Origin of the sequence: Aquitalea sp. FJL05 (assembly GCF_003852595.1) — a bacterium.
Classification (GTDB): domain Bacteria; phylum Pseudomonadota; class Gammaproteobacteria; order Burkholderiales; family Chromobacteriaceae; genus Aquitalea; species Aquitalea aquatilis.
The window spans coordinates 35,998-54,985 of sequence record NZ_QAJS01000019.1 but is presented as its reverse complement, the minus strand read 5'-3'; the positions used below and the strand labels follow the sequence as shown (position 1 = coordinate 54,985).

At 57.0% G+C, this 18,988-nt stretch carries 18 protein-coding genes; 4 read left to right on the top strand and 14 right to left on the bottom strand.

The window, feature by feature from the left end; genetic code table 11:
- Nucleotides 1-94: 94 nt before the first annotated feature.
- From DBR44_RS18290 to DBR44_RS18275, 4 genes are all read right to left on the bottom strand, one after another.
- Entirely contained in the window at nt 95-712 is a 618-nt protein-coding gene (locus DBR44_RS18290) for a thiol:disulfide interchange protein DsbA/DsbL (RefSeq protein ID WP_124645427.1), read from the bottom strand.
- Between the two features lie 26 nt (nt 713-738).
- On the bottom strand, nt 739-1,497 hold the full coding sequence (locus DBR44_RS18285; RefSeq protein WP_124645426.1) for an SPOR domain-containing protein: 759 nt from the start codon (nt 1,495-1,497) through the stop codon (nt 739-741).
- Between the two features lie 73 nt (nt 1,498-1,570).
- Nucleotides 1,571-3,070, bottom strand: a complete 1,500-nt coding sequence (locus tag DBR44_RS18280; protein WP_124645425.1) for a YifB family Mg chelatase-like AAA ATPase — start codon at nt 3,068-3,070, stop codon at nt 1,571-1,573.
- Between the two features lie 6 nt (nt 3,071-3,076).
- Nucleotides 3,077-3,364 (bottom strand): accessory factor UbiK family protein, encoded by a 288-nt coding sequence (locus DBR44_RS18275; RefSeq protein ID WP_124645424.1) that lies wholly within the window; start codon nt 3,362-3,364, stop codon nt 3,077-3,079.
- A 273-nt stretch (nt 3,365-3,637) separates the two neighbouring features.
- Between DBR44_RS18275 and glnK the strand changes: the two genes are divergently transcribed.
- Both glnK and DBR44_RS18265 read left to right on the top strand, forming a co-directional pair.
- Nucleotides 3,638-3,976, top strand: a complete 339-nt coding sequence (glnK, locus tag DBR44_RS18270) for a P-II family nitrogen regulator (protein ID WP_124645423.1) — start codon at nt 3,638-3,640, stop codon at nt 3,974-3,976.
- A 24-nt stretch (nt 3,977-4,000) separates the two neighbouring features.
- A complete protein-coding gene (locus tag DBR44_RS18265; protein WP_124645422.1) occupies nt 4,001-5,311 on the top strand; it encodes an ammonium transporter in 1,311 nt (436 codons plus the stop codon).
- Between the two features lie 160 nt (nt 5,312-5,471).
- Here DBR44_RS18265 and metK read toward each other — a convergent pair whose 3' ends face one another.
- Nucleotides 5,472-6,641 (bottom strand): methionine adenosyltransferase, encoded by a 1,170-nt coding sequence (gene metK / locus DBR44_RS18260; protein ID WP_124645421.1) that lies wholly within the window; start codon nt 6,639-6,641, stop codon nt 5,472-5,474.
- Nucleotides 6,642-6,718: 77 nt separating this feature from the next.
- Between metK and DBR44_RS18255 the strand changes: the two genes are divergently transcribed.
- Both DBR44_RS18255 and DBR44_RS18250 read left to right on the top strand, forming a co-directional pair.
- Nucleotides 6,719-7,612: a lysophospholipid acyltransferase family protein gene (locus tag DBR44_RS18255; protein ID WP_124645420.1), complete on the top strand. Its 894-nt coding sequence runs from the start codon at nt 6,719-6,721 to the stop codon at nt 7,610-7,612.
- Nucleotides 7,609-8,475, top strand: a complete 867-nt coding sequence (locus tag DBR44_RS18250) for a lipid A biosynthesis lauroyl acyltransferase (RefSeq protein WP_124645419.1) — start codon at nt 7,609-7,611, stop codon at nt 8,473-8,475. The genes DBR44_RS18255 and DBR44_RS18250 overlap by 4 nt, the downstream gene beginning before the upstream one ends.
- A gap of 222 nt (nt 8,476-8,697) precedes the next feature.
- On the opposite strand, the gene DBR44_RS18245 is transcribed toward DBR44_RS18250, so the two are convergent.
- From DBR44_RS18245 to nuoG, 9 genes are read right to left on the bottom strand one after another with little or no spacing between them, the layout of a single operon-like run.
- Entirely contained in the window at nt 8,698-8,994 is a 297-nt protein-coding gene (locus tag DBR44_RS18245) for a DUF2818 family protein (protein ID WP_124645418.1), read from the bottom strand.
- A 16-nt stretch (nt 8,995-9,010) separates the two neighbouring features.
- Nucleotides 9,011-10,465, bottom strand: a complete 1,455-nt coding sequence (gene nuoN, locus DBR44_RS18240) for an NADH-quinone oxidoreductase subunit NuoN (protein WP_124645417.1) — start codon at nt 10,463-10,465, stop codon at nt 9,011-9,013.
- 18 nt (nt 10,466-10,483) lie between these two features.
- The gene (locus DBR44_RS18235) at nt 10,484-11,980 is read right to left on the bottom strand and encodes an NADH-quinone oxidoreductase subunit M (RefSeq protein ID WP_124645416.1); all 1,497 of its coding nucleotides are present in this window, start codon (nt 11,978-11,980) and stop codon (nt 10,484-10,486) included.
- Between the two features lie 43 nt (nt 11,981-12,023).
- A complete protein-coding gene (nuoL, locus tag DBR44_RS18230; protein WP_124645415.1) occupies nt 12,024-14,054 on the bottom strand; it encodes an NADH-quinone oxidoreductase subunit L in 2,031 nt (676 codons plus the stop codon).
- Nucleotides 14,055-14,089: 35 nt separating this feature from the next.
- On the bottom strand, nt 14,090-14,395 hold the full coding sequence (nuoK, locus tag DBR44_RS18225; RefSeq protein ID WP_045847642.1) for an NADH-quinone oxidoreductase subunit NuoK: 306 nt from the start codon (nt 14,393-14,395) through the stop codon (nt 14,090-14,092).
- Nucleotides 14,396-14,421: 26 nt separating this feature from the next.
- Entirely contained in the window at nt 14,422-15,066 is a 645-nt protein-coding gene (locus DBR44_RS18220) for an NADH-quinone oxidoreductase subunit J (protein WP_124645414.1), read from the bottom strand.
- A gap of 9 nt (nt 15,067-15,075) precedes the next feature.
- Nucleotides 15,076-15,555, bottom strand: a complete 480-nt coding sequence (gene nuoI / locus DBR44_RS18215; protein ID WP_197077215.1) for an NADH-quinone oxidoreductase subunit NuoI — start codon at nt 15,553-15,555, stop codon at nt 15,076-15,078.
- 26 nt (nt 15,556-15,581) lie between these two features.
- Nucleotides 15,582-16,628 carry an NADH-quinone oxidoreductase subunit NuoH gene (gene nuoH / locus DBR44_RS18210; RefSeq protein WP_124645413.1) on the bottom strand — a complete coding sequence of 349 codons (1,047 nt, stop codon included), beginning with the start codon at nt 16,626-16,628 and terminating at the stop codon, nt 15,582-15,584.
- A 3-nt stretch (nt 16,629-16,631) separates the two neighbouring features.
- The gene (gene nuoG / locus DBR44_RS18205; protein WP_124645412.1) at nt 16,632-18,986 is read right to left on the bottom strand and encodes an NADH-quinone oxidoreductase subunit NuoG; all 2,355 of its coding nucleotides are present in this window, start codon (nt 18,984-18,986) and stop codon (nt 16,632-16,634) included.
- Nucleotides 18,987-18,988: the final 2 nt, after the last annotated feature.

Sequence of the window (18,988 nt, the reverse complement as noted above, 5' to 3'; positions counted from 1 at the left end):
GAGAAATGCATCTTATCGCACTAACCGGATGACGTCAAGCACTTGACCAAAAATAGCTGAACAAGCGCTCTGACACCACCGCAAAGTACCAAGCTTATTTGATATTGCTTTCAGCCTTGGCCTTGGCAATCACATCATTCATCACTTCGATCAAGCGTTCCGGCGTTGCAGGTGCCAATGCATATTTGCCATTCACCACAATAGTAGGCGTACCTTCGATATTGTATGCACGGGTAATCTGGCTGGCACGGGCAACCTGGCTGTTGATGCCGAAAGAATTGTAGGTCTGCATGAACTTGCTGACATTCACACCAGGCTGCTTTTTCAGCCAGTCGCTCAATATCGCAGGATCAGCCAAGTTGATTTTCTTCTGCATGACTGCATCAAACACCGGGCTGTTCAGCTTTTCCATCGAACCGGTCACATTCAGCGTGGCAAACAGTCGGGCAAATCCTTCCATCGGCTTCTGCCAGACAATTTGTTCGCGACGATAATCAACATACGATGGTTTTTTCTTTTCCCAGGCACTGATCAGCGGGTCAAGATGGAAACAATGGATGCAGGTATAGGAGAAGAATTCGATGACTTCCACTTTCTTCGGATTAGCTACCGGCTGCGGCTTGCTCATCAGCATGTAGTCCTTACCCAGCTCCGATGCGGCACTGGCAGCGCCACTCAGCAGCAGAAAGCCCATCATCAACCACTTTTTCATTTTTTATCCTTTAGACGCTATGACGTTCACTCTGCCTTGACCACGGCAGCATTGATACCATCCTGTTTCAGTTGGGAGCGAATCCGGTCCACATCCTCTTGCTTGCTAAGCGGCCCCACCCTCACCCGATGCACCATGCCCTTGTCAGCCAACGACACGGACTGGATTTTGGCTTCCACACCCAGCAAGGCCAGCTTGGCCTTAAGATTGTCAGCCTCGTTTTCGTTCTGGAAAGCGCCCAGCTGCAGGTAGACCTTTTTGGCCGGAGCAGCTGCGGAAGGTTCCCGCTCCTTGCCATTTGTCTTGCCATCAGCCGGGACGGCATCTACCTGACCCGGCAGAATTTTGTAGAAGTCAAAACGCTGCTCATCCTTGCTAGTGTTGGCAGCGGGTGCAGCCGGCTTGCTCTTGGCTGCGGGAGGCGTTGCGGCCGGAGGAGACACTTCGGCTGGCATAGGTGGGACAGGCGGAGCTTCGACTTTCGCTGGTGCCGAGGCTACGGGAGCGGCAGGCTGTACATCGGCGATCTTGGTACCGGGCTCCAGCAACTCTGTCGACGGAGCCGAAGCCTCAGATGACGAATTTTTGTGATCCAGTTTTTCCAGGTTGGAAAAGGGAGTAGCAGAACGATTCAAATACATCGCCAGCCCAACTGCAACGGCAACACCGACAATCAGGCCAATAACAATGCCTGCCACCATGCCACCACCACCGCTTTTGCCGGCAGTGCGCGCTCGCCCAGAGGACGATGAACGCGACGAATTTTTCACATCACGATTAGCCATGTACTACTACCATTTCCATGCAGTCAATCCGCTCATTATCTATTAAAACTCAGTGAAAATATATTTCACAGCATTATAAGGTCAATCCACTACGTCGCAATTGGATGGCCTGCAGCATATGCTGCCGCCCGAGCCGCACACTGCCATCCATGTCCGCCACAGTGCGCGCAATGCGCAGTATCCGATGATAGCTTCTAGCGGACAAGCCAAGGCGATCCAAGGCCTGTGCCAACAAGCCGAGGACATCGGCACTGGCATGCAGATGGCGCTCAAGCTCTGTCCCGGCCAGACGGGCATTACAGCACCCCTGTCTTTGCAGCTGACGGTCTCTTGCATGCTGTACCCGCTGGCGAATGCTGCTGCTAGCCTCGGCAGGCTGATCACTGGTCAGCTCCTGTGCGCTGAGGTTGGCCACCTGTACATGCATGTCGATGCGGTCCAACAAGGGGCCCGACAATTTACCGACATAGCGGGCAATCTGCTCCGGGGTACACTGGCAACGACCGGAAGGCTGCCCCAGATAGCCGCAAGGACAAGGATTCATGGCGGCAATCAGCTGAAAATCTGCTGGGAAGGTCGCTTGCCGTGCTGCACGGGAAATATGGATTACCTGCGACTCCAAAGGTTCACGCAACACCTCCAACACTTTGCGCTCGAACTCGGGCAACTCGTCCAGAAACAACACACCATGATGTGCCAGGCTGATTTCACCCGGACGAGGATCAGATCCACCCCCGACAAGGGCGACTGCCGAGGCGGTATGGTGCGGGGCACGATACGGTCGTTGCCGCCACTGTGCAGTATGAAAACCGTGCGAACCTAGCGACTGTATTGCGGCGGTTTCCAATGCTTGCTGGTCATCCATAGCGGGCAGAATGCCAGGCAGACGCGAGGCCAGCATGGACTTGCCCGTACCGGGAGGCCCGACCAGCAACAAGCTATGTCCGCCTGCAGCTGCGACTTCCAGTGCGTGCCGTGCGGCTAGCTGGCCCTTTACATCAGCCAGATCAGGATAAACGGGACTGATGCTGTTCTGGTTGACCAAGACGGGTTCACACAACTGCACTCCATTGAGATGGGCACAGACCTGCAACAGGCTGTCGGCTGCATAGACACTTCCCGACAACACCAGTGCAGCTTCAAGAGCACTGTTACGCGGCAAAAAAAACATTCGGCCAGCCTGGCTGGTCTGGCAGGCCATGGCCAATGCACCCCGAATGTCTCTTAACTGCCCGCTGAGTGCTAACTCTCCAGCAAACTCATAGTCAGACAGCTGTGGACACTGCAGTTGGCCAGCCGCAGCCAGAATGCCAATGGCAATCGGCAGATCAAAACGGCCGGAATCCTTGGGCAGATCTGCCGGTGCCAGATTGACAGTAATGCGGCGGGCGGGAAACTCAAAACCGGAATTGATGATGGCAGCTCGCACACGGTCACGGCTTTCCTTTACCTCGGTATCGGGCAGCCCAACGATGGTGAATTGCGGCAGTCCATTGGCCAGGTGTACTTCAACCGCAACTTCCGGAGCCTGCAGCCCCGCCAGTGCGCGGCTTGCGACAACGGCAAGCGCCATCGTCGATCAGGAGTGTCCCAGCTCGGCCTGAGCTTCAGACTTAGCTTGGGCTTCTTCTGGGAAAAGCTGGTTTTCCAGCCGGGCAAGCCGCGCTTCCAGAGCAGTCAGCTTTTCGCGGGTACGGACCAATACTTCTTGCTGGACATCAAACTCTTCCCGGGTCACCAGATCCATACGGGAAAAAGTCGATGCCATCATGGCCTTGATATTCTTTTCGATATCCTTGGCCGGACTGGCAGCGATGGTATCGCTGATCTTGGCGCTGATTTCCTCAAACAATTTCTGACTCAACATTTCAGCTCTCCTTAGGACGGTGGGTTCGATGATCTGTGTTGAGTTTAGCAAAATCCCTTCCGCACTGCAGTTTTGCCCTGGCGCACCAAAGCGGTGCAGTCTATTTATGATAAATGCTCCTCAGTGGTGCCGATGCCTAGTTTCAGCTGGCAAATGCCAGTTGTTGCAAAGAAATTTCTTAGCTAACAGTCAGATAGCAAGCTGGCACGGTTTATGCAATGACCTCCATCAGCTAGGCAAATACACATCTGGGTCCATTACAAAGGAGTGAACATGAAACTGGTCACCGCCGTGATCAAGCCGTTCAAGCTTGATGAAGTACGTGAAGCGCTATCCGCCATTGGCGTACAAGGCATTACCGTCACGGAAGTAAAAGGCTTTGGTCGTCAGAAGGGTCACACCGAGCTCTACCGCGGTGCCGAATACGTAGTGGACTTTCTGCCGAAGGTAAAACTGGAAATCGCCATCGATGACAACCTGCTCGACCAAGTGGTTGAGGCCATCGAGAAATCGGCTCGTACCGGCAAAATCGGTGATGGCAAGATTTTTGTCTTCGACCTTGAACAAATCGTGCGGATCCGGACCGGGGAAACCGGTATCGACGCGGTTTAAGCCACGCTCTACAGGGGAAATGAAATGAAGAAAAAATTTGCTGCATTGGGTACCGGCCTGCTGGCGCTGGCACTCCCGGTTCTGGCTGATGCACCGGCCGGCCCGGCCATGGCCGATTTCAAGGTCATCAATTCGGGCGATACCGCCTGGATGCTGACTTCCACCGCACTGGTGCTGTTCATGACCATTCCGGGTCTGGCACTGTTCTACGGCGGCATGGTCCGCAAGAAAAACGTGCTGGCCACGCTGATGCAGAGCTTTGCCATCACCGCACTGGTGACCGTACTGTGGGCCGTTATCGGTTACAGCCTGGCCTTTACCGTAGGCAGCCCCTACCTGGGCGACCTGAGCCGTTTCCTGCTGAGTGGCATGGATTACCTGGCGGACACCAAGAAGATTGCAGTGCACCCGTCGGCTGGAACCATCCCGGAGTCGGTGTTCATGATGTTCCAGATGACCTTCGCCATCATCACTCCGGCCCTGATCACCGGCGCCTTTGCCGAGCGGATGAAGTTTTCTGCACTACTGATCTTCACCGCGCTGTGGTCGCTGCTGGTTTACGTACCGGTTGCGCACTGGGTCTGGGCTCCGGGCGGCTGGATGGCTGACAAGGGTGTGCTGGATTTCGCTGGTGGCACCGTGGTGCATATCAATGCCGGTATCGCAGGCCTGATCTGTGCACTGGTCATGGGCAAACGTGTGGGTTTTGGCAAGGAAGCCATGCCGCCGCACAACCTGATTCTGACCCTGATTGGTGCTTCCATGCTGTGGTTTGGCTGGTTTGGCTTTAACGCCGGCTCCGCCGTTGCTGCCGATGGTCGTGCCGGCATGGCGATGATGACCACCCAAGTTGCTACTGGCACTGCGGCCCTGGCCTGGATGCTGGTTGAATGGGTGACCAAGCGTAAACCGTCGGTACTGGGTCTGGCATCTGGTGCAGTGGCTGGTCTGGTTGCCATTACCCCTGCGGCTGGCTTCGTGGATGTGAAAGGCGCGCTGGTTATCGGTGCTGCTGCCGGGGCAATCTGCTTCTGGGGTGCCACTGGCCTGAAACACATGCTGGGCTATGACGACTCGCTGGATGCCTTCGGTGTGCATGGTGTGGGCGGTATTGTGGGTGCGCTGCTGACCGGTGTATTCGCGGTTAAGAGCATTGGCGGATCGGAAGGCAGCCTGGCGACACAAGCACTGGGTGTGGGTGTGACCGTGGTGTACTGCGCCATCATCACCTTCATCCTGCTGAAATTGATTGATCTGGTCGTGGGTCTGCGTGTGGCTGAAGACGAAGAACGTGAAGGCCTGGACGTGGTTCTGCATGGCGAACGTGTGGAATAACAGCAGACCAATACCGATTTACTTGTTGTGGTAAGGGACTTAGGGGCGCTTCGGCGCCCTCTTTTTTTGCCTGCCGCAAGAGCCATGTTCGGTTTCAGTGCATAAAAAAAGCACCGGATTCACATCCGGTGCTTTTGCCTTGCTTTAAGCTTCTGCCAGCTTACAGGCCAGCGTCTGCGCGCAGGGCCTCTACCTTGTCGGTGCGTTCCCAGGTGAATTCCGGCTCTTCGCGGCCAAAGTGGCCGTAAGCGGCGGTTTTGCCGTAGATCGGACGCAGCAGGTCCAGCATCTGGATGATGCCTTTCGGACGCAGGTCGAAATGCTTCTTCACCAGCTCCACGATCTTTTCGTTCGGGATCTTGTTGGTGCCGAAGGTATCCACAGCAATCGAGGTCGGCTCAGCCACACCGATCGCGTAAGAAACCTGAATCTGGCATTGACGCGCCAGGCCGGCGGCTACGATGTTCTTGGCCACGTAACGGCCAGCATAGGCTGCCGAGCGGTCGACCTTGGACGGGTCCTTGCCGGAGAAAGCACCACCGCCGTGCGGTGCAGCACCGCCGTAGGTATCGACAATGATCTTGCGACCGGTCAGGCCGCAATCGCCCATCGGGCCGCCAATGACGAAGCGCCCGGTCGGGTTGACCAGGTATTTGGTTTCGGCAGTCAGCATTTCCGGCGGCAGCACCGGCTTGATGATGTCTTCGATCACGGCTTCGGTCAGCGTCTTGTGATCGATTTCCGGGCTGTGCTGGGTGGACAGAACCACGGTGTCAATGCGCTTGGGCAGACCGGTTTCGCCATCGTAGACGCAGGTGATCTGGCTCTTGGCATCCGGACGCAGCCACGGCAGACGGCCATCCTTGCGCAATTCGGCCTGGCGCTGTACCAGACGATGGGCGTAATAGATGGGGAAAGGCATCAGCGTCGGGGTTTCATCGCAGGCGTAGCCGAACATCAGGCCCTGGTCACCAGCACCCTGGTTCAGGTCCATGCCTTCGCCTTCGTTGACACCTTGTGCGATGTCTTGCGACTGCTTGTCGTAGCAGGCCATGACGGCGCAGCCGTGGTAGTCGAAGCCCAGTTCGGAGTTGTCGTAGCCGATGCGCTTGATGGTTTCGCGTGCGACCTTGATGTAGTCGATATTGGCCGAGGTGGTGATCTCGCCAGCCAGCACTACCAGACCGGTATTGACCAGCGTTTCGGCAGCAACGCGAGCGTATTTGTCTTCGCGCAGGATGGCATCGAGGATGGCATCAGAGATTTGGTCGGCGACTTTGTCCGGATGGCCTTCCGATACCGACTCCGACGTAAACAGATATTCGCTCATTTGTTTGTTGATTCCCGAATAAAGCAAAACAGTGTGATGATAAAATAGGCCGCTTTACGATCACCACTGACTAAACCATGTCCAAGCTGGTCCAACTCATGTTGTCCTTGCTGGCGCGTTTGCCGCTGTCGTGGCTGCAAAGTCTCGGCGCCATACTGGGGCGGCTAACTTATCTCGCCTCCCCCCGCTATGCGCAAAGGATGAGAGATAATCTGGCGTCGAGTAAAATCTGTGAAAATTATCAGGTTTTACAAGGACTAGTCAAACAATCCGCACGAGAAACCGGCAAAGGTGCATTGGAATTGTCCATTGCCTGGTGTCGAGAGCCGGAAGACATCGCGGCGCTGGTCAAGGCATGTCACGGCTGGCAGCACGTGGAAGCGGCATTGCAGGCTGGTCGCGGCATCGTGTTCGTTACCCCACACCTGGGCAGCTACGATATCGCAGGACGCTATATCAGCTCGCGCCTGCCCTTTCCGCTTACCGCCATGTATCGCCCGCCCAAGCTTGGCTGGCTGGAGCCGGTCATGCAGGCTGGCCGGGCCAGAGGCAAGGGCAAGACTGCGCCGGCCACCGGTGCCGGCGTCAGAATCCTGATGAAAGCATTGAAGTCCGGCGAGGCAACCATCATCCTGCCCGACCAGGTTCCGGGCAATGGCGAGGGTGTATGGGCGCCTTTTTTTGGCAAACCGGCCTACACCATGAGTCTGGTGCCGCGTCTGGCACAGGTGAGCGGGGTCGAGGTGTTGTTCTTCGTCGGCGAGCGCCTGCCACAGGGAGAGGGCTTTGTCGTGCATATTGAGTCCATGCCGCAGCCTTTCAGCGGTGACAAGGATGCCGACTGCGCCTTGCTCAACCACACTGTGGAAAACCTGATCCGCCGCTTCCCCAGCCAATACCTGTGGAGCTATAACCGTTACAAATGTCCGGCCGGCGTCACTCCGCCAGACCATCTGCAAGGAAACCCATGAAGATCGCTTTTGCCCTGTTGTGGCTGATTCGCCTGCTGCCCATGTGGGCCATTGGCATGCTGGCTGATGCCATTGGCCTGCTTGCCTACCACCTGGCGGCAGATCGTCGCAAGGTAGGGCTAACCAATCTGCGGCTGTGTTTCCCACAGATGACGGAAGCCGAGCGTGTCCAGCTGGTCAAGGCCAACTTCGGCTTCATGATCCGGCTGGCGCTGGAATATGGCGTGGCCTGGTGGAGCTCAGCCGAGCGTATCCGCAAGCTGGTCACCATCAAGAATCTGCATATCGTGGAAGAGCTGCGGGCCAAGGGCGAGGATGTCATCCTGTTCTATCCGCACTTTGTCGGCTTTGAAATGTGCGTGTTTGCGCTCAATCAGGTGCTGCCGCTGGTCAGTGTTTATTCGCAGCAGAAAAACGACACCCTGGACGCACAGATCTATGCGGGTCGCCAGCGCTATGACAACTGCTACATCGTGCCGCGTAATGAAGGGCTGCGCTCCATCATCAAGGCCATGCGCAAGGAGCATACGCCCTTCCTCTACCTGCCCGATCAGGATTTTGGCGCGCGTGACTCAGTCTTCGTGAAATTCTTTGAAAAAGACGCCGCGACCATTACCGGCTTGTCGCGCATCAGCAAGCTGGCCAAGGCGCGCGTTGTACCCTTGATTGCACGCCGGGTTGGGAACCGCTTTGAGCTGGAGTTCTACCCGGCCTGGGAAAACTATCCGAGTGATGACGTGGTAGCCGATACCCGCCGCATGAATGCCTTTCTGGAGGAGCGTATCCGCGAAGTACCTGCGCAGTATTTCTGGCTGCACAAGCGCTTCAAGACCCGGCCAGAGGGTGAGGAACGCATCTATTGATGCAATTTGCGTTTCAGTTCCTGCCTGATTGCTACTGTCCCGGCTACGCGCCGGGTTTTTCTTGTCTTTGCCAGCCGCCTCCTTGTTTCACCTCTACTGCACGCCACTTCAGGCGACGACATAGACTCTGCTGAAAAGCAGCCTGGGCTGACAAGCGTCTCATCCACATACAGCCAATAAAAAACCCGGCCAGAGCCGGGTTCTTCAACAACACAGTACAGCTTAACTGCTACGTTTCTTCCAAAAGGTTTGATACACAAACCCGGGGAAAGCGAACACCAAAAACAGGGCCGCCGTTGTCACGTAAAACTGCCAGTGCTGTGGCTGAACAGGCATCTGCCGCGCTTCCAGAAAGCGGGCAAACACACCGACCAGCACAAACAGCACCAGCAGCTCCAGCAAGCGCCAGCCAAAGTGCTTGTTGCCCATGCGGATCACACCGCCCAGACGCTGGGTCAGGAAGGGCAGATTGGCTGCCACAAAGGCGACAATCAACAAAGTAGCAACACTGGCTTGCATGCTGGCAGCTTTCCTATCAGATAACGGTGAGCGATTGCTTCATCGCCTGAATGCACAACTCGATCACACGCTCCGGCAGCATGCCCAGCACCAGCAAGGCCAGTGCATTGATGGACAGCACCAGCTTCATGTCAGCACGCATCACGATGGCCGACGTATCCTGGGCTTCATCAAAGTAGATGTTCTTCACTACGCGCAGGTAGTAGAAGGCACCGATCAGCGACATCATCACGGCAATGATGGCCAGCCAGTACAGGTGAATGTCCACGATAGCCTTGATCACGGCAAACTTGGCATAGAAACCTGCCAGCGGCGGCACACCGGCCATGGAGAACATGGTCAGCAGCATCAGCAGGGCATACCAGCTGTTGCGGCTGTTCAGGCCCTTCAGGTCATCCAGGGTTTCGCATTCGAAACCGGCACGGGACAGACCCAGCAGGATGCCGAAGCTCACCATGGACATCAGCACATAGATCAGCGAGTAGAACAGTGCAGCGGCATAGCCTTCCGGCGTACCGGCCAGCAGGCCAAGCAGCAGGAAGCCCATGTGCGAGATGGTGGAGTACGCCAGCATGCGCTTGATATTGGTCTGAGCAATGGCGGTGATGTTACCGATGGCCATCGACAGCACGGCAACCAGTGCCAGCATCGCTTGCCAGTCAGCCACCATGGCCTCCATGCCTTGCACCAGGATGCGCAGCACGAATACAAAGGCAGCCAGCTTGGGTGCAGCACCAATCATCAGCGTCACGGCAGTGGCCGAACCCTGATACACGTCCGGTACCCACATATGGAAGGGAACCGTACCCAGCTTGAAGCACAAGCCAGCCACGATGAACACCAGGCCAAACACCAGCAACATATCGTTGGCAGTGTGCATCTTGATGGCCTTGGCTACCAAGGCCAGGTCCAGCGTGCCGGTGGCACCGTAAACCATGGAAATACCGTAGAGCAGCAGGCCGGAAGCCAGCGCACCCAGTACGAAGTATTTCATGGCAGCTTCGGTTGCCTTCACTTCATCACGTTGCAAGGCGATCAGCGAGTACAGCGACAGCGACAGCAGTTCCAAGCCCATGTACAGCGACAGGAAGTGCGACGCCGACACCATGATGTTCATGCCCAGCAGGGCGAACACGGCCAGGGTGAAGAACTCGCCACGGAACAGACCCCGATCAGCAATGTACTGACGGCTGTATACCAGCACCATGGCGGTGCTGCCGTACATGGCCAGCTTCACCAGACTGGACAGCGCATCGCTAACAAACATGCCGGAGAAACTATGCACCGGCACGGCGGAGTAGGTATACACCTGCAGCGCCGCACAGCCTGCCAGAGTCAGCAGGGTGAGGCCGTAGGTGATGCCGCGCTTCGCATCCGAAATGAAAGCATCGAGCATGAGGATGACCAGCATCGCCAGGAACATGAACAGTTCGGGCAAGGCAGGCATCAGGTTCAGATCAGCCCAATTCATTATGTTTTCCTTATGGCCTTAGAGCTTGGTCTGCGCAACATGCGCAATCAGGTCATTCACCGACAGGTGCATCTTTTCGACGAAGCCTTGCGGGTACAGACCCATGCCCAGCACTGCAATGGCCAGCACGGCCAGCACCAGGAATTCGCGTTTGTTCACATCAGCCATTTCTTCCACATGGTGATTGCTCACCTCGCCGAAGATCACCCGCTTGTACATCCACAGGGTGTAGGCAGCGCCAAAGATCAGCGTAGTGGCAGCCAGAGCCGCATACCAGAAATTCACCTGAACTGCGCCCATGATCACCATGAACTCACCGGCAAAACCGGAAGTAGCCGGCAGGCCGGAGTTGGCCATGGCAAACAGCATCATGAAAGCGGCAAAGATAGGCATCTTGTTCGCCACACCACCGTAGTCGGCAATGTTGCGGCTGTGTACGCGGTCATACATCACACCGATACAGAAGAACATGCCGGCGGAAACAAAGCCGTGCGACACCATCTGAACCAGCGCACCTTCCACAGCCCACTGGTTCAGGTGCGAACCGCTGAACATGAACAGACCCAGGGTAACGAAGCCCATGTGAGAAATGGAGGAGTAAGCCACCAGTTTCTTCATATCGCTCTGTACCAGCGCCACCAGGCCGATATACACCACGGCTACCAGCGACAGCGCCACCATGATCCACGACAGTTCACGTGCCGCATCCGGCAGGATGGGCAGGGCAAACCGCAAGAAACCATAAGCACCGATCTTCAGGGTAATCGCTGCCAGCACCATGGAGCCGCCAGTCGGGGCTTCAACGTGGGCATCCGGCAACCAGGTATGAACCGGCCACATCGGTACCTTGACTGCAAACGACAGGAAGAAGGCGATGAACAGCAGGATCTGCACGTTCAGCGGAATCTTGGCAATCGCCTGGAAAGCCTGGATGTCGAAGGTCTTGCCAGCCTGGAAGTACAGGTAGATCAAGGCCACCAGCATCAGCAGCGAGCCGAGCAGGGTGTACAGGAAAAACTTGAAAGACGCATACACACGACGCGGACCACCCCAGACACCGATGATGAGATACATCGGAATCAGCATGCCTTCAAAGAAGACATAGAACAGGATGGCATCCAGTGCGGCGAACGCACCGTTGATCAGACCAGACATGATCAGGAAGGCGGCCATGTACTGCGCCGGACGCTTCTGGATGACCTGCCAGCCAGCCAGCACCACCATCAGAGTGGTGAAGCTGTTGAGGATGACGAACAGCATGGAAATGCCGTCCACGCCCAGGTGGTACTGGATGCCGAACGAGGCAATCCACGGCTTCACTTCCTCAAACTGCATGCCACCGTTGAGGTTGTCGAAGCCGGTAAACAGCGGCAGAGACAGCAGGAAACCGATCAAGGCACCGGCTACTGCCAGCCAGCGGGCCAGATTGGCCCGTTGGTCTCCTCCCGTAGCCAGCACCAGCAACCCGGCCACGATAGGGGCCCAGATCACCAGACTTAACTGATTTGTGAACATAGTCAAAACCTAAGTAGTTATTCCAATTCCAGAGGTCTGGGCCTTAGCGCAGGATGATCTGCGAGAACCACAGCGTCATCAATGCCAGCACGCCGATAATCATGGTCATGGCGTAGCTGTAGATGAAACCGGTCTGCAGCTTGCGTACCAGCTTGGAGAAGGTTCCCACCAGCTTGGCTGCACCATTCACCACCAGGCCATCGATCAGCAGCATGTCACCCACCTTCCAGAAGAAGGTACCCAGGGCGCGCGAGCCCTTGGCGAACACGGCGTAGTACAGCTCGTCCAGGTAGTACTTGTTTTCCAGTACCTGATTGATGAAGCTGAACTTCTGCTTGATGGCGGCCGGAATCTGCGGAGCCTTCATGTAGAAGAACCAGGCTGTCACCACACCGGCCAGGGCCAGCAGGAAAGGCAGCGAGGTAAAGGCGTGCATGCCCATGGCGCTGGCACCGTGGAATTCATGCGCCAGTTCTTCCAGTGCCGGGTGTGCCTCGCTGTGAATGGCGATGACACCCTTGAAGAAGGAACCGTAAACCAGCGGTTCGATGGCGAAGAAACCAACCAGTACCGACGGAATGGCCAACAGCACCAGCGGCAGGGTCACCACCCACGGCGATTCATGCGGCTTGTCATTCGGACCCAGACCATGGTGATGGTCATGGTCGTCGTGACCGTGATGGTGATCATCCTTTTTCTCCATCCAGCGTTCCTTGCCATGGAAGACCAGGAAGTACATGCGGAAGGAGTAGAAGGCCGTCACGAACACACCGGCAATCACCGCGAAGTAGGCAAAACTGGCTGCCGGCAGGTGCGACAGCTGTACCGCTTCAATGATGGAGTCTTTGGAATAGAAACCGGAGAAGAACGGGGTACCGATCAGCGCCAGCGAACCCAGCAGCGAAGTCAGCCAGGTAATCGGCATGTACTTGCGCAGGCCGCCCATATTGCGCATGTCCTGATCATGGTGCATGCCCATGATGACCGAACCGGCGCCAAGGAACAGCAGTGCCTTGAAGAAGGCGTGGGTCATCACATGGAACATGGCGACCGGGTAGGCCGAAGCGCCCAGGGCAACCGTCATGTAACCGAGCTGCGACAGGGTGGAATAAGCCACCACGCGCTTGATGTCATTCTGCACGATGCCAAGGAAGCCCATGAACAGCGCGGTGATCGAACCAGCCACCAGGATCACGTTCAGCGCAGTATCGGACAGTTCGAACAGCGGGCTCATGCGCGACACCATGAAGATACCGGCCGTCACCATGGTGGCGGCGTGGATCAGCGCGGAGATCGGAGTCGGACCTTCCATCGAGTCCGGCAGCCACACGTGCAGCGGGAACTGTGCCGACTTACCCATGGCACCGATGAACAGCAGGATGCAGGTAACGCTCAGCAGCGACCAGTCGTGGCCCGGGATGATCTGGATGGTTTTGCTGGCCAGCGCCGGTGCTGCAGCGAATACATCGCTGTAATTCAGCGAACCGCCGAAGTAAGCCAGTACCAAGCCGATGCCCAGCAGGAAACCGAAGTCACCCACACGGTTGACCAGGAAGGCTTTCAGGTTGGCGTAGATCGCGGTCGGACGCTTGAACCAGAAGCCGATCAGCAGGTAGGACACCAGGCCCACCGCTTCCCAACCGAAGAACAGCTGGATGAAGTTGTTGCTCATCACCAGCATCAGCATCGAGAAGGTAAACAGCGAGATATAGCTGAAGAAGCGCTGATAGCCGGGATCTTCCTGCATATAGCCGATGGTGTAGATATGCACCATCAGCGACACGAAGGTCACGACCACCAGCATCATTGCCGTCAGCGAATCCACCAGGAAGCCGACGGAGAACTCATAGCCACCGACGGTCAGCCAGGTATAGACCGGCGCGTTGAAGACTTCTGCCTGCCCGCTAAGGAAGGCATAAAGTACCTTGAAGGACAGGGCTGCCGAGACTGCCACGCCGAGAATCGTCACGACGTGGGAAGCGCGGCGGCCGATTGCCCATCCAAACAAGCCTGCGATGATGGATCCCACCAGTGGTGAGAGCGCAATCAGCAGGTATAAGCTTTTCATATCCATGCTTGTGTGCTTTGTAGTTTGGTAACCGGTTTGCCTTAGCCCTTGAGGCTGCCCAGGTCTTCAACGTTGATGGTCCGCATATTGCGGAACAGCACCACCAGAATGGCCAGACCAATGGCCGACTCTGCCGCTGCTACCGTCAGGATGAAGAATACGAAAATCTGGCCTGCTGTATCGGACAGGTAATGCGAGAAGGCAATGAAATTGAAATTCACTGCCAGCAGCATCAGTTCGATGGCCATCAACAGCACGATCAGGTTCTTCCGGTTCAGGAAAATCCCCAGCACGCTGATGGCAAACAGGATTGCGGCCAGCACCAGGAAGTGAGTTAGTGTCAGCACATTTCCTCCCTTATGTTGTTCGGCCGTCAGGCCTGTTGCTCACCGGACTCGGCAGTATCGGCCGCTTCCACATTTTTTTCGGCTTGCATCTTCACGATGCGCACACGGTCCTGACTGCGAACCTTGACCTGATCTGCAGCATCCACCACCTTGGTGTCCTTGCGGCTACGCTGGGTCAGACCGATGGCAGCCACCATGGCCACCAACAGCACCACAGCAGCCAGTTCGAACGGCAGCAGGTAGGTGGTGTACAGCTGGCGACCCAGTACCTTCACATTGCTGGCATCAGCCGCCAGCGCCGCACCGGCTTTGTAGTCAGCCAGACCGGTATGCGGATTGGTCAGGATCAGCACCATTTCGAAAGCCATGATCAGGCCAACGGTGGCAGCCACCGGGAAATTGCGCCAGAAACCCTCGCGCAGTTTTTCCACGTTGATGTCCAGCATCATCACCACAAACAGGAACAGCACCATCACCGCGCCCACATAAACCAGTACCAGGGTAATGGCCAGGAACTCGGACTGCAGCAGTAGCCAATGACCAGAGCTGGTGAAGAAAGCCAGCACCAAGTACAACACGGCGTGAACCGGGTTCTTGGCAGTGACCACCCGTATCGCCGCAAACAGCAAAATGGCGGACAGGATGTAGAAAATAACCGTAGTCATGCTCATGAGGCCCCCTTAGCGGTACTTGGCATCCGCCGCCTTGTTGGCAGCGATTTCGGCCTCGTACTTGTCGCCAACCGCCAACAGCATCGGCTTGGTGTAGTACAGGTCGCCACGTTTTTCACCGTGGTATTCGAAGATGTGCGTTTCCACGATTGCGTCGACGGGGCAGGCCTCTTCGCAGAAACCGCAGAAAATGCACTTGGTCAGATCGATGTCGTAGCGGGAAGTACGGCGCGTGCCATCTTCACGTTGCTCAGACTCGATCGAGATGGCCATTGCCGGGCACACTGCCTCGCACAACTTACAGGCAATGCAACGCTCTTCACCGTTGGCATAGCGGCGCTGCGCATGCAGGCCACGGAAGCGTGGGGAAATCGGCGTCTTCTCTTCCGGGAACTGGACGGTGATCTTGCGGGCAAAGAAATAGCGCCCGGTCAGCATCAGGCCCTTGACCAGCTCCACCAGCAGGAAGGTTTTGAAAAAGTTGCGAATCGTATCCATGTTCTTTACCTATCCCCTCAGTTCCACAGCGACAGCGGGGTCATCATCCAGATACCCAGGACCAGGATCCACACCAGGGTGACCGGAATGAACACCTTCCAGCCCAAACGCATGATCTGGTCATAGCGATAGCGCGGGAACGTGGCACGGAACCACAGGAAGCAGAACAGTACAAACGCCATCTTCATGGCCAGCCAGAAGAAACCGCCGGCACCCAGCAGGCCCCAGCTTGCCGGGAAGGGTGACAGCCAGCCGCCCAAGAACAGGATGGAAGTCAGTGCCGATACCAGAATCATGTTGGCGTATTCAGCCAGGAAGAACACCGCAAACGCCATGCCGGAGTATTCCACGTGGAAACCGGCCACGATTTCGGATTCACCTTCAGCCACGTCAAACGGTGCGCGGTTGGTTTCAGCCACGCCAGAGATCAGGTAGACGATGAACAGCGGGAACAACGGCAGCCAGTTCCAGGAGAACAGCGAACCACCAGCCATGCCATGCCCCTGCTGCTTGACGATGTCAACCAGATTGAGGCTGCTGGATACCATCAGTACACCGACCAGCGCAAAGCCCATGGCCAGTTCGTAAGAAACGATCTGGGCCGCGGAACGCATCGCACCAAGGAAGGAGTACTTGGAGTTACCCGCCCAGCCAGCGACGATGATGCCGTATACACCGATGGACGACAGCGCCAGGATGTACAGCAACGAGGCGTTGACATTAGCCAGCACCAGCGTGTCACTGAAGGGAACCACCGCCCAGGCAGCCAGTGCCGGGCCAATGGCCAGCACCGGAGCCAGCAGGAACAAGCCCTTGCTGGACTGCGCCGGCAGAATGATTTCCTTCATCAACAGCTTGAGGCCGTCAGCCAGAGGCTGCAGCAGACCCAGCGGACCAACCCGGTTGGGGCCGATACGGATCTGCATGTAGCCGATTACCTTGCGTTCAAAGTAGGTCAGATACGCGACGGCAATCATCATCGGAGCCACGATGGCGATGATCTTGAGCAGGGTCCACACCGTGAGCCCCGCTTCATTACCGAGAATGCCTTGCAAGAACTCCATGTTTTACCCCTGTGTAAGCTCGATGGAATCGAACATGCCACCCAGACCAACAGTCAGCGGATGTGCCGTTGCCAGACGTACCGTGTCAGCCGGCAGGCTGTCATCAGCCTCGACCAGCACCTTGAGCTCGCCAGAACCCTGACGCAGCAAGCCTTCCTTGCCGGCGGCCATATTCAGGCGGGCCAACAGGCTGGAATGGGCAGTTGCCAGCGGTGCAGCAGCATCAGCAGTCTGCTGCAGCGACTGGGCGCGGCGGCAGATGGCATCAGCCTGGTACAGCGGGACTTCACCGATACGCACCAGACCAGTTGCCGCAGCGGTATTCACCGCCACATCACCCAGTGCATTATTGAAGGCCGACTCCAGCGCGCCCTTGGCCAGCAGTTCGGCACGGACTTCTTCCGCACTGTTCTGCTCGAAACCGGTCAGACCCAGCATATTGCCCAGCACGCGCATGACCTTCCAGGCCGGACGGGTTTCGCCCAGCGGGCGGACCACGCCGTTGAAGGACTGCAGCTTGCCTTCCATATTGACGAAGGAACCCGCAGTTTCCGAGAACGGGGCAATCGGCAGCAGCACATCGGCGTAATCCAGCAGCCCTGCGCCCTTGTAGGCAGTCAGTGCGATCACGGTGGCAGCCTGCTTCATAGCGGCCACGGCAGCTTGCGGATTGTAGCTGTCGAATTCCACTTCGGTATTCAGCAGGAAGTAAGCCTTGCGCGGCGCGGCGATCATCGCGGCGGCGTTCAGGCCAGCCGTGGTGGTGGCACCAAAAGCGGCACGGTGCGGCAAGACACCCACCAGCTCGGCACCGGTGCTATTGGCAGCTTCAGCCAACAGGCCAAAACGTGCGCCGGTCAGCGCGGCGATTTCCTGCGCCAGCTTCAGCAGCTGGGCAAAGGCCGGATGGTGTTGTGCCACATTGCCCAGCACGATGGCGGCGCTTTCGCTACCTGCCAAGCTGGCGGCAATCGCTTGCGCCTCGGCACCCACGGTTACGGCAGCCAGATCGACGGCGGTTTGGGCAGACTTGATCTCAACCACAGCCTTCAGCACCTGGGCCAGTGCATTGACCAGCGCCAGCGGCGATACGATCAGCTTGGCATTGAGTGCAGTCAGCAGGGCATCGTCGGCAACGTGGATCACGTTGAGCGCACTACCCTTCTTCACTGCCTGACGCAGATGAGAAGCCAGCAGCGGCTGTTCCTTGCGCTGGGTGCTACCCACCACCAGGATGGACTTGGCAGCAGTCAGCTCGGCAATGCTGGAACCCAGCCACTGCGCACCCTGCTGGGCGGCATCGGCGGAGAAGTCACTGCGACGCAGACGGTAGTCGATATTGTTGACACCGAAGGCACGGGCCAGTTTTTGCGCCAGATACAGCTCTTCGGTGGTGGAGTGCGGACTGGTGAGGAAACCGATGGCATCCTTGCCATGATCGGCCGATACGCCGTTCAGGCCCTTGACCACATACGCCAGCGCGGTTTCCCAGTCGGTTTCGTGCCACTTGCCGTCGAACTTGATCATCGGCTTTTGCAGACGTTCGGCGGAGTTCAGGCCTTCGTAGGAGAAACGGTCGCGGTCGGCGATCCAGCACTCGTTGATGGCTTCGTTTTCCAGCGGCAGAACACGCATCACTTCGTTGCTCTTGACCTGCACCACCAGATTGGAACCCAGACCATCGTGCGGGCTGACCGATTTGCGGCGCGACAGCTCCCAAGCACGGGTGCTGTAGCGGAAAGGCTTGGAAGTCAGCGCACCCACCGGGCAGAGGTCGATGACGTTGCCGGAGATTTCCGAATTCACGGTCTTGCCCAGGTAAGGCATGATTTCCGAGAATTCGCTACGGTTGGCCATGCCGATTTCCTGGAAGCCGCCGATTTCTTCGGTGAAGCGTACGCAGCGGGTGCAATGAATGCAGCGCGACATTTCTTCTGCGGAAACCAGCGGGCCCATATCCTTGCCAACTACGCTGCGCTTTTCTTCCTGATAACGGGAAGAAGAGTTGCCATAGCCTACGGCGAGATCCTGCAACTGACACTCACCGCCCTGATCGCAAATCGGGCAATCCAGCGGGTGGTTGATCAGCAGGAATTCCATCACGCCGGCTTGCGCCTTCTTGGCCATGTCGGAATGGGTATGCACCTTCATGCCGTCGGTCACCGGCGTAGCGCAGGCGGGTAGCGGCTTGGGTGCTTTTTCCACTTCCACCAGACACATGCGGCAGTTGGCGGCGATGGATAGTTTCTTGTGATAGCAGAAGTGAGGGATGTAGGTACCCACGGAATGGGCGGCATCCATCACGGTACTGCCTTGCGGGACAGTCAGTTTTTTACCGTCGATTTCGATTTCAAGCATCG

Coding starts and splice junctions, on each gene's coding strand:
- DBR44_RS18245 (WP_124645418.1), bottom strand. CDS start 8,994: ATGCAAGCCAGTGTTGCTACTTTGTTGATTGTCGCCTTTGTGGCAGCC.
- DBR44_RS18275 (WP_124645424.1), bottom strand. CDS start 3,364: ATGTTGAGTCAGAAATTGTTTGAGGAAATCAGCGCCAAGATCAGCGAT.
- DBR44_RS18290 (WP_124645427.1), bottom strand. CDS start 712: ATGAAAAAGTGGTTGATGATGGGCTTTCTGCTGCTGAGTGGCGCTGCC.
- DBR44_RS18255 (WP_124645420.1), top strand. CDS start 6,719: ATGTCCAAGCTGGTCCAACTCATGTTGTCCTTGCTGGCGCGTTTGCCG.
- nuoG (WP_124645412.1), bottom strand. CDS start 18,986: ATGCTTGAAATCGAAATCGACGGTAAAAAACTGACTGTCCCGCAAGGC.
- metK (WP_124645421.1), bottom strand. CDS start 6,641: ATGAGCGAATATCTGTTTACGTCGGAGTCGGTATCGGAAGGCCATCCG.
- nuoL (WP_124645415.1), bottom strand. CDS start 14,054: ATGGATATGAAAAGCTTATACCTGCTGATTGCGCTCTCACCACTGGTG.
- nuoN (WP_124645417.1), bottom strand. CDS start 10,465: ATGAATTGGGCTGATCTGAACCTGATGCCTGCCTTGCCCGAACTGTTC.
- DBR44_RS18280 (WP_124645425.1), bottom strand. CDS start 3,070: ATGGCGCTTGCCGTTGTCGCAAGCCGCGCACTGGCGGGGCTGCAGGCT.
- nuoH (WP_124645413.1), bottom strand. CDS start 16,628: ATGGAGTTCTTGCAAGGCATTCTCGGTAATGAAGCGGGGCTCACGGTG.
- DBR44_RS18235 (WP_124645416.1), bottom strand. CDS start 11,980: ATGTTCACAAATCAGTTAAGTCTGGTGATCTGGGCCCCTATCGTGGCC.
- DBR44_RS18285 (WP_124645426.1), bottom strand. CDS start 1,497: ATGGCTAATCGTGATGTGAAAAATTCGTCGCGTTCATCGTCCTCTGGG.
- DBR44_RS18265 (WP_124645422.1), top strand. CDS start 4,001: ATGAAGAAAAAATTTGCTGCATTGGGTACCGGCCTGCTGGCGCTGGCA.
- glnK (WP_124645423.1), top strand. CDS start 3,638: ATGAAACTGGTCACCGCCGTGATCAAGCCGTTCAAGCTTGATGAAGTA.
- DBR44_RS18250 (WP_124645419.1), top strand. CDS start 7,609: ATGAAGATCGCTTTTGCCCTGTTGTGGCTGATTCGCCTGCTGCCCATG.
- DBR44_RS18220 (WP_124645414.1), bottom strand. CDS start 15,066: ATGAGCATGACTACGGTTATTTTCTACATCCTGTCCGCCATTTTGCTG.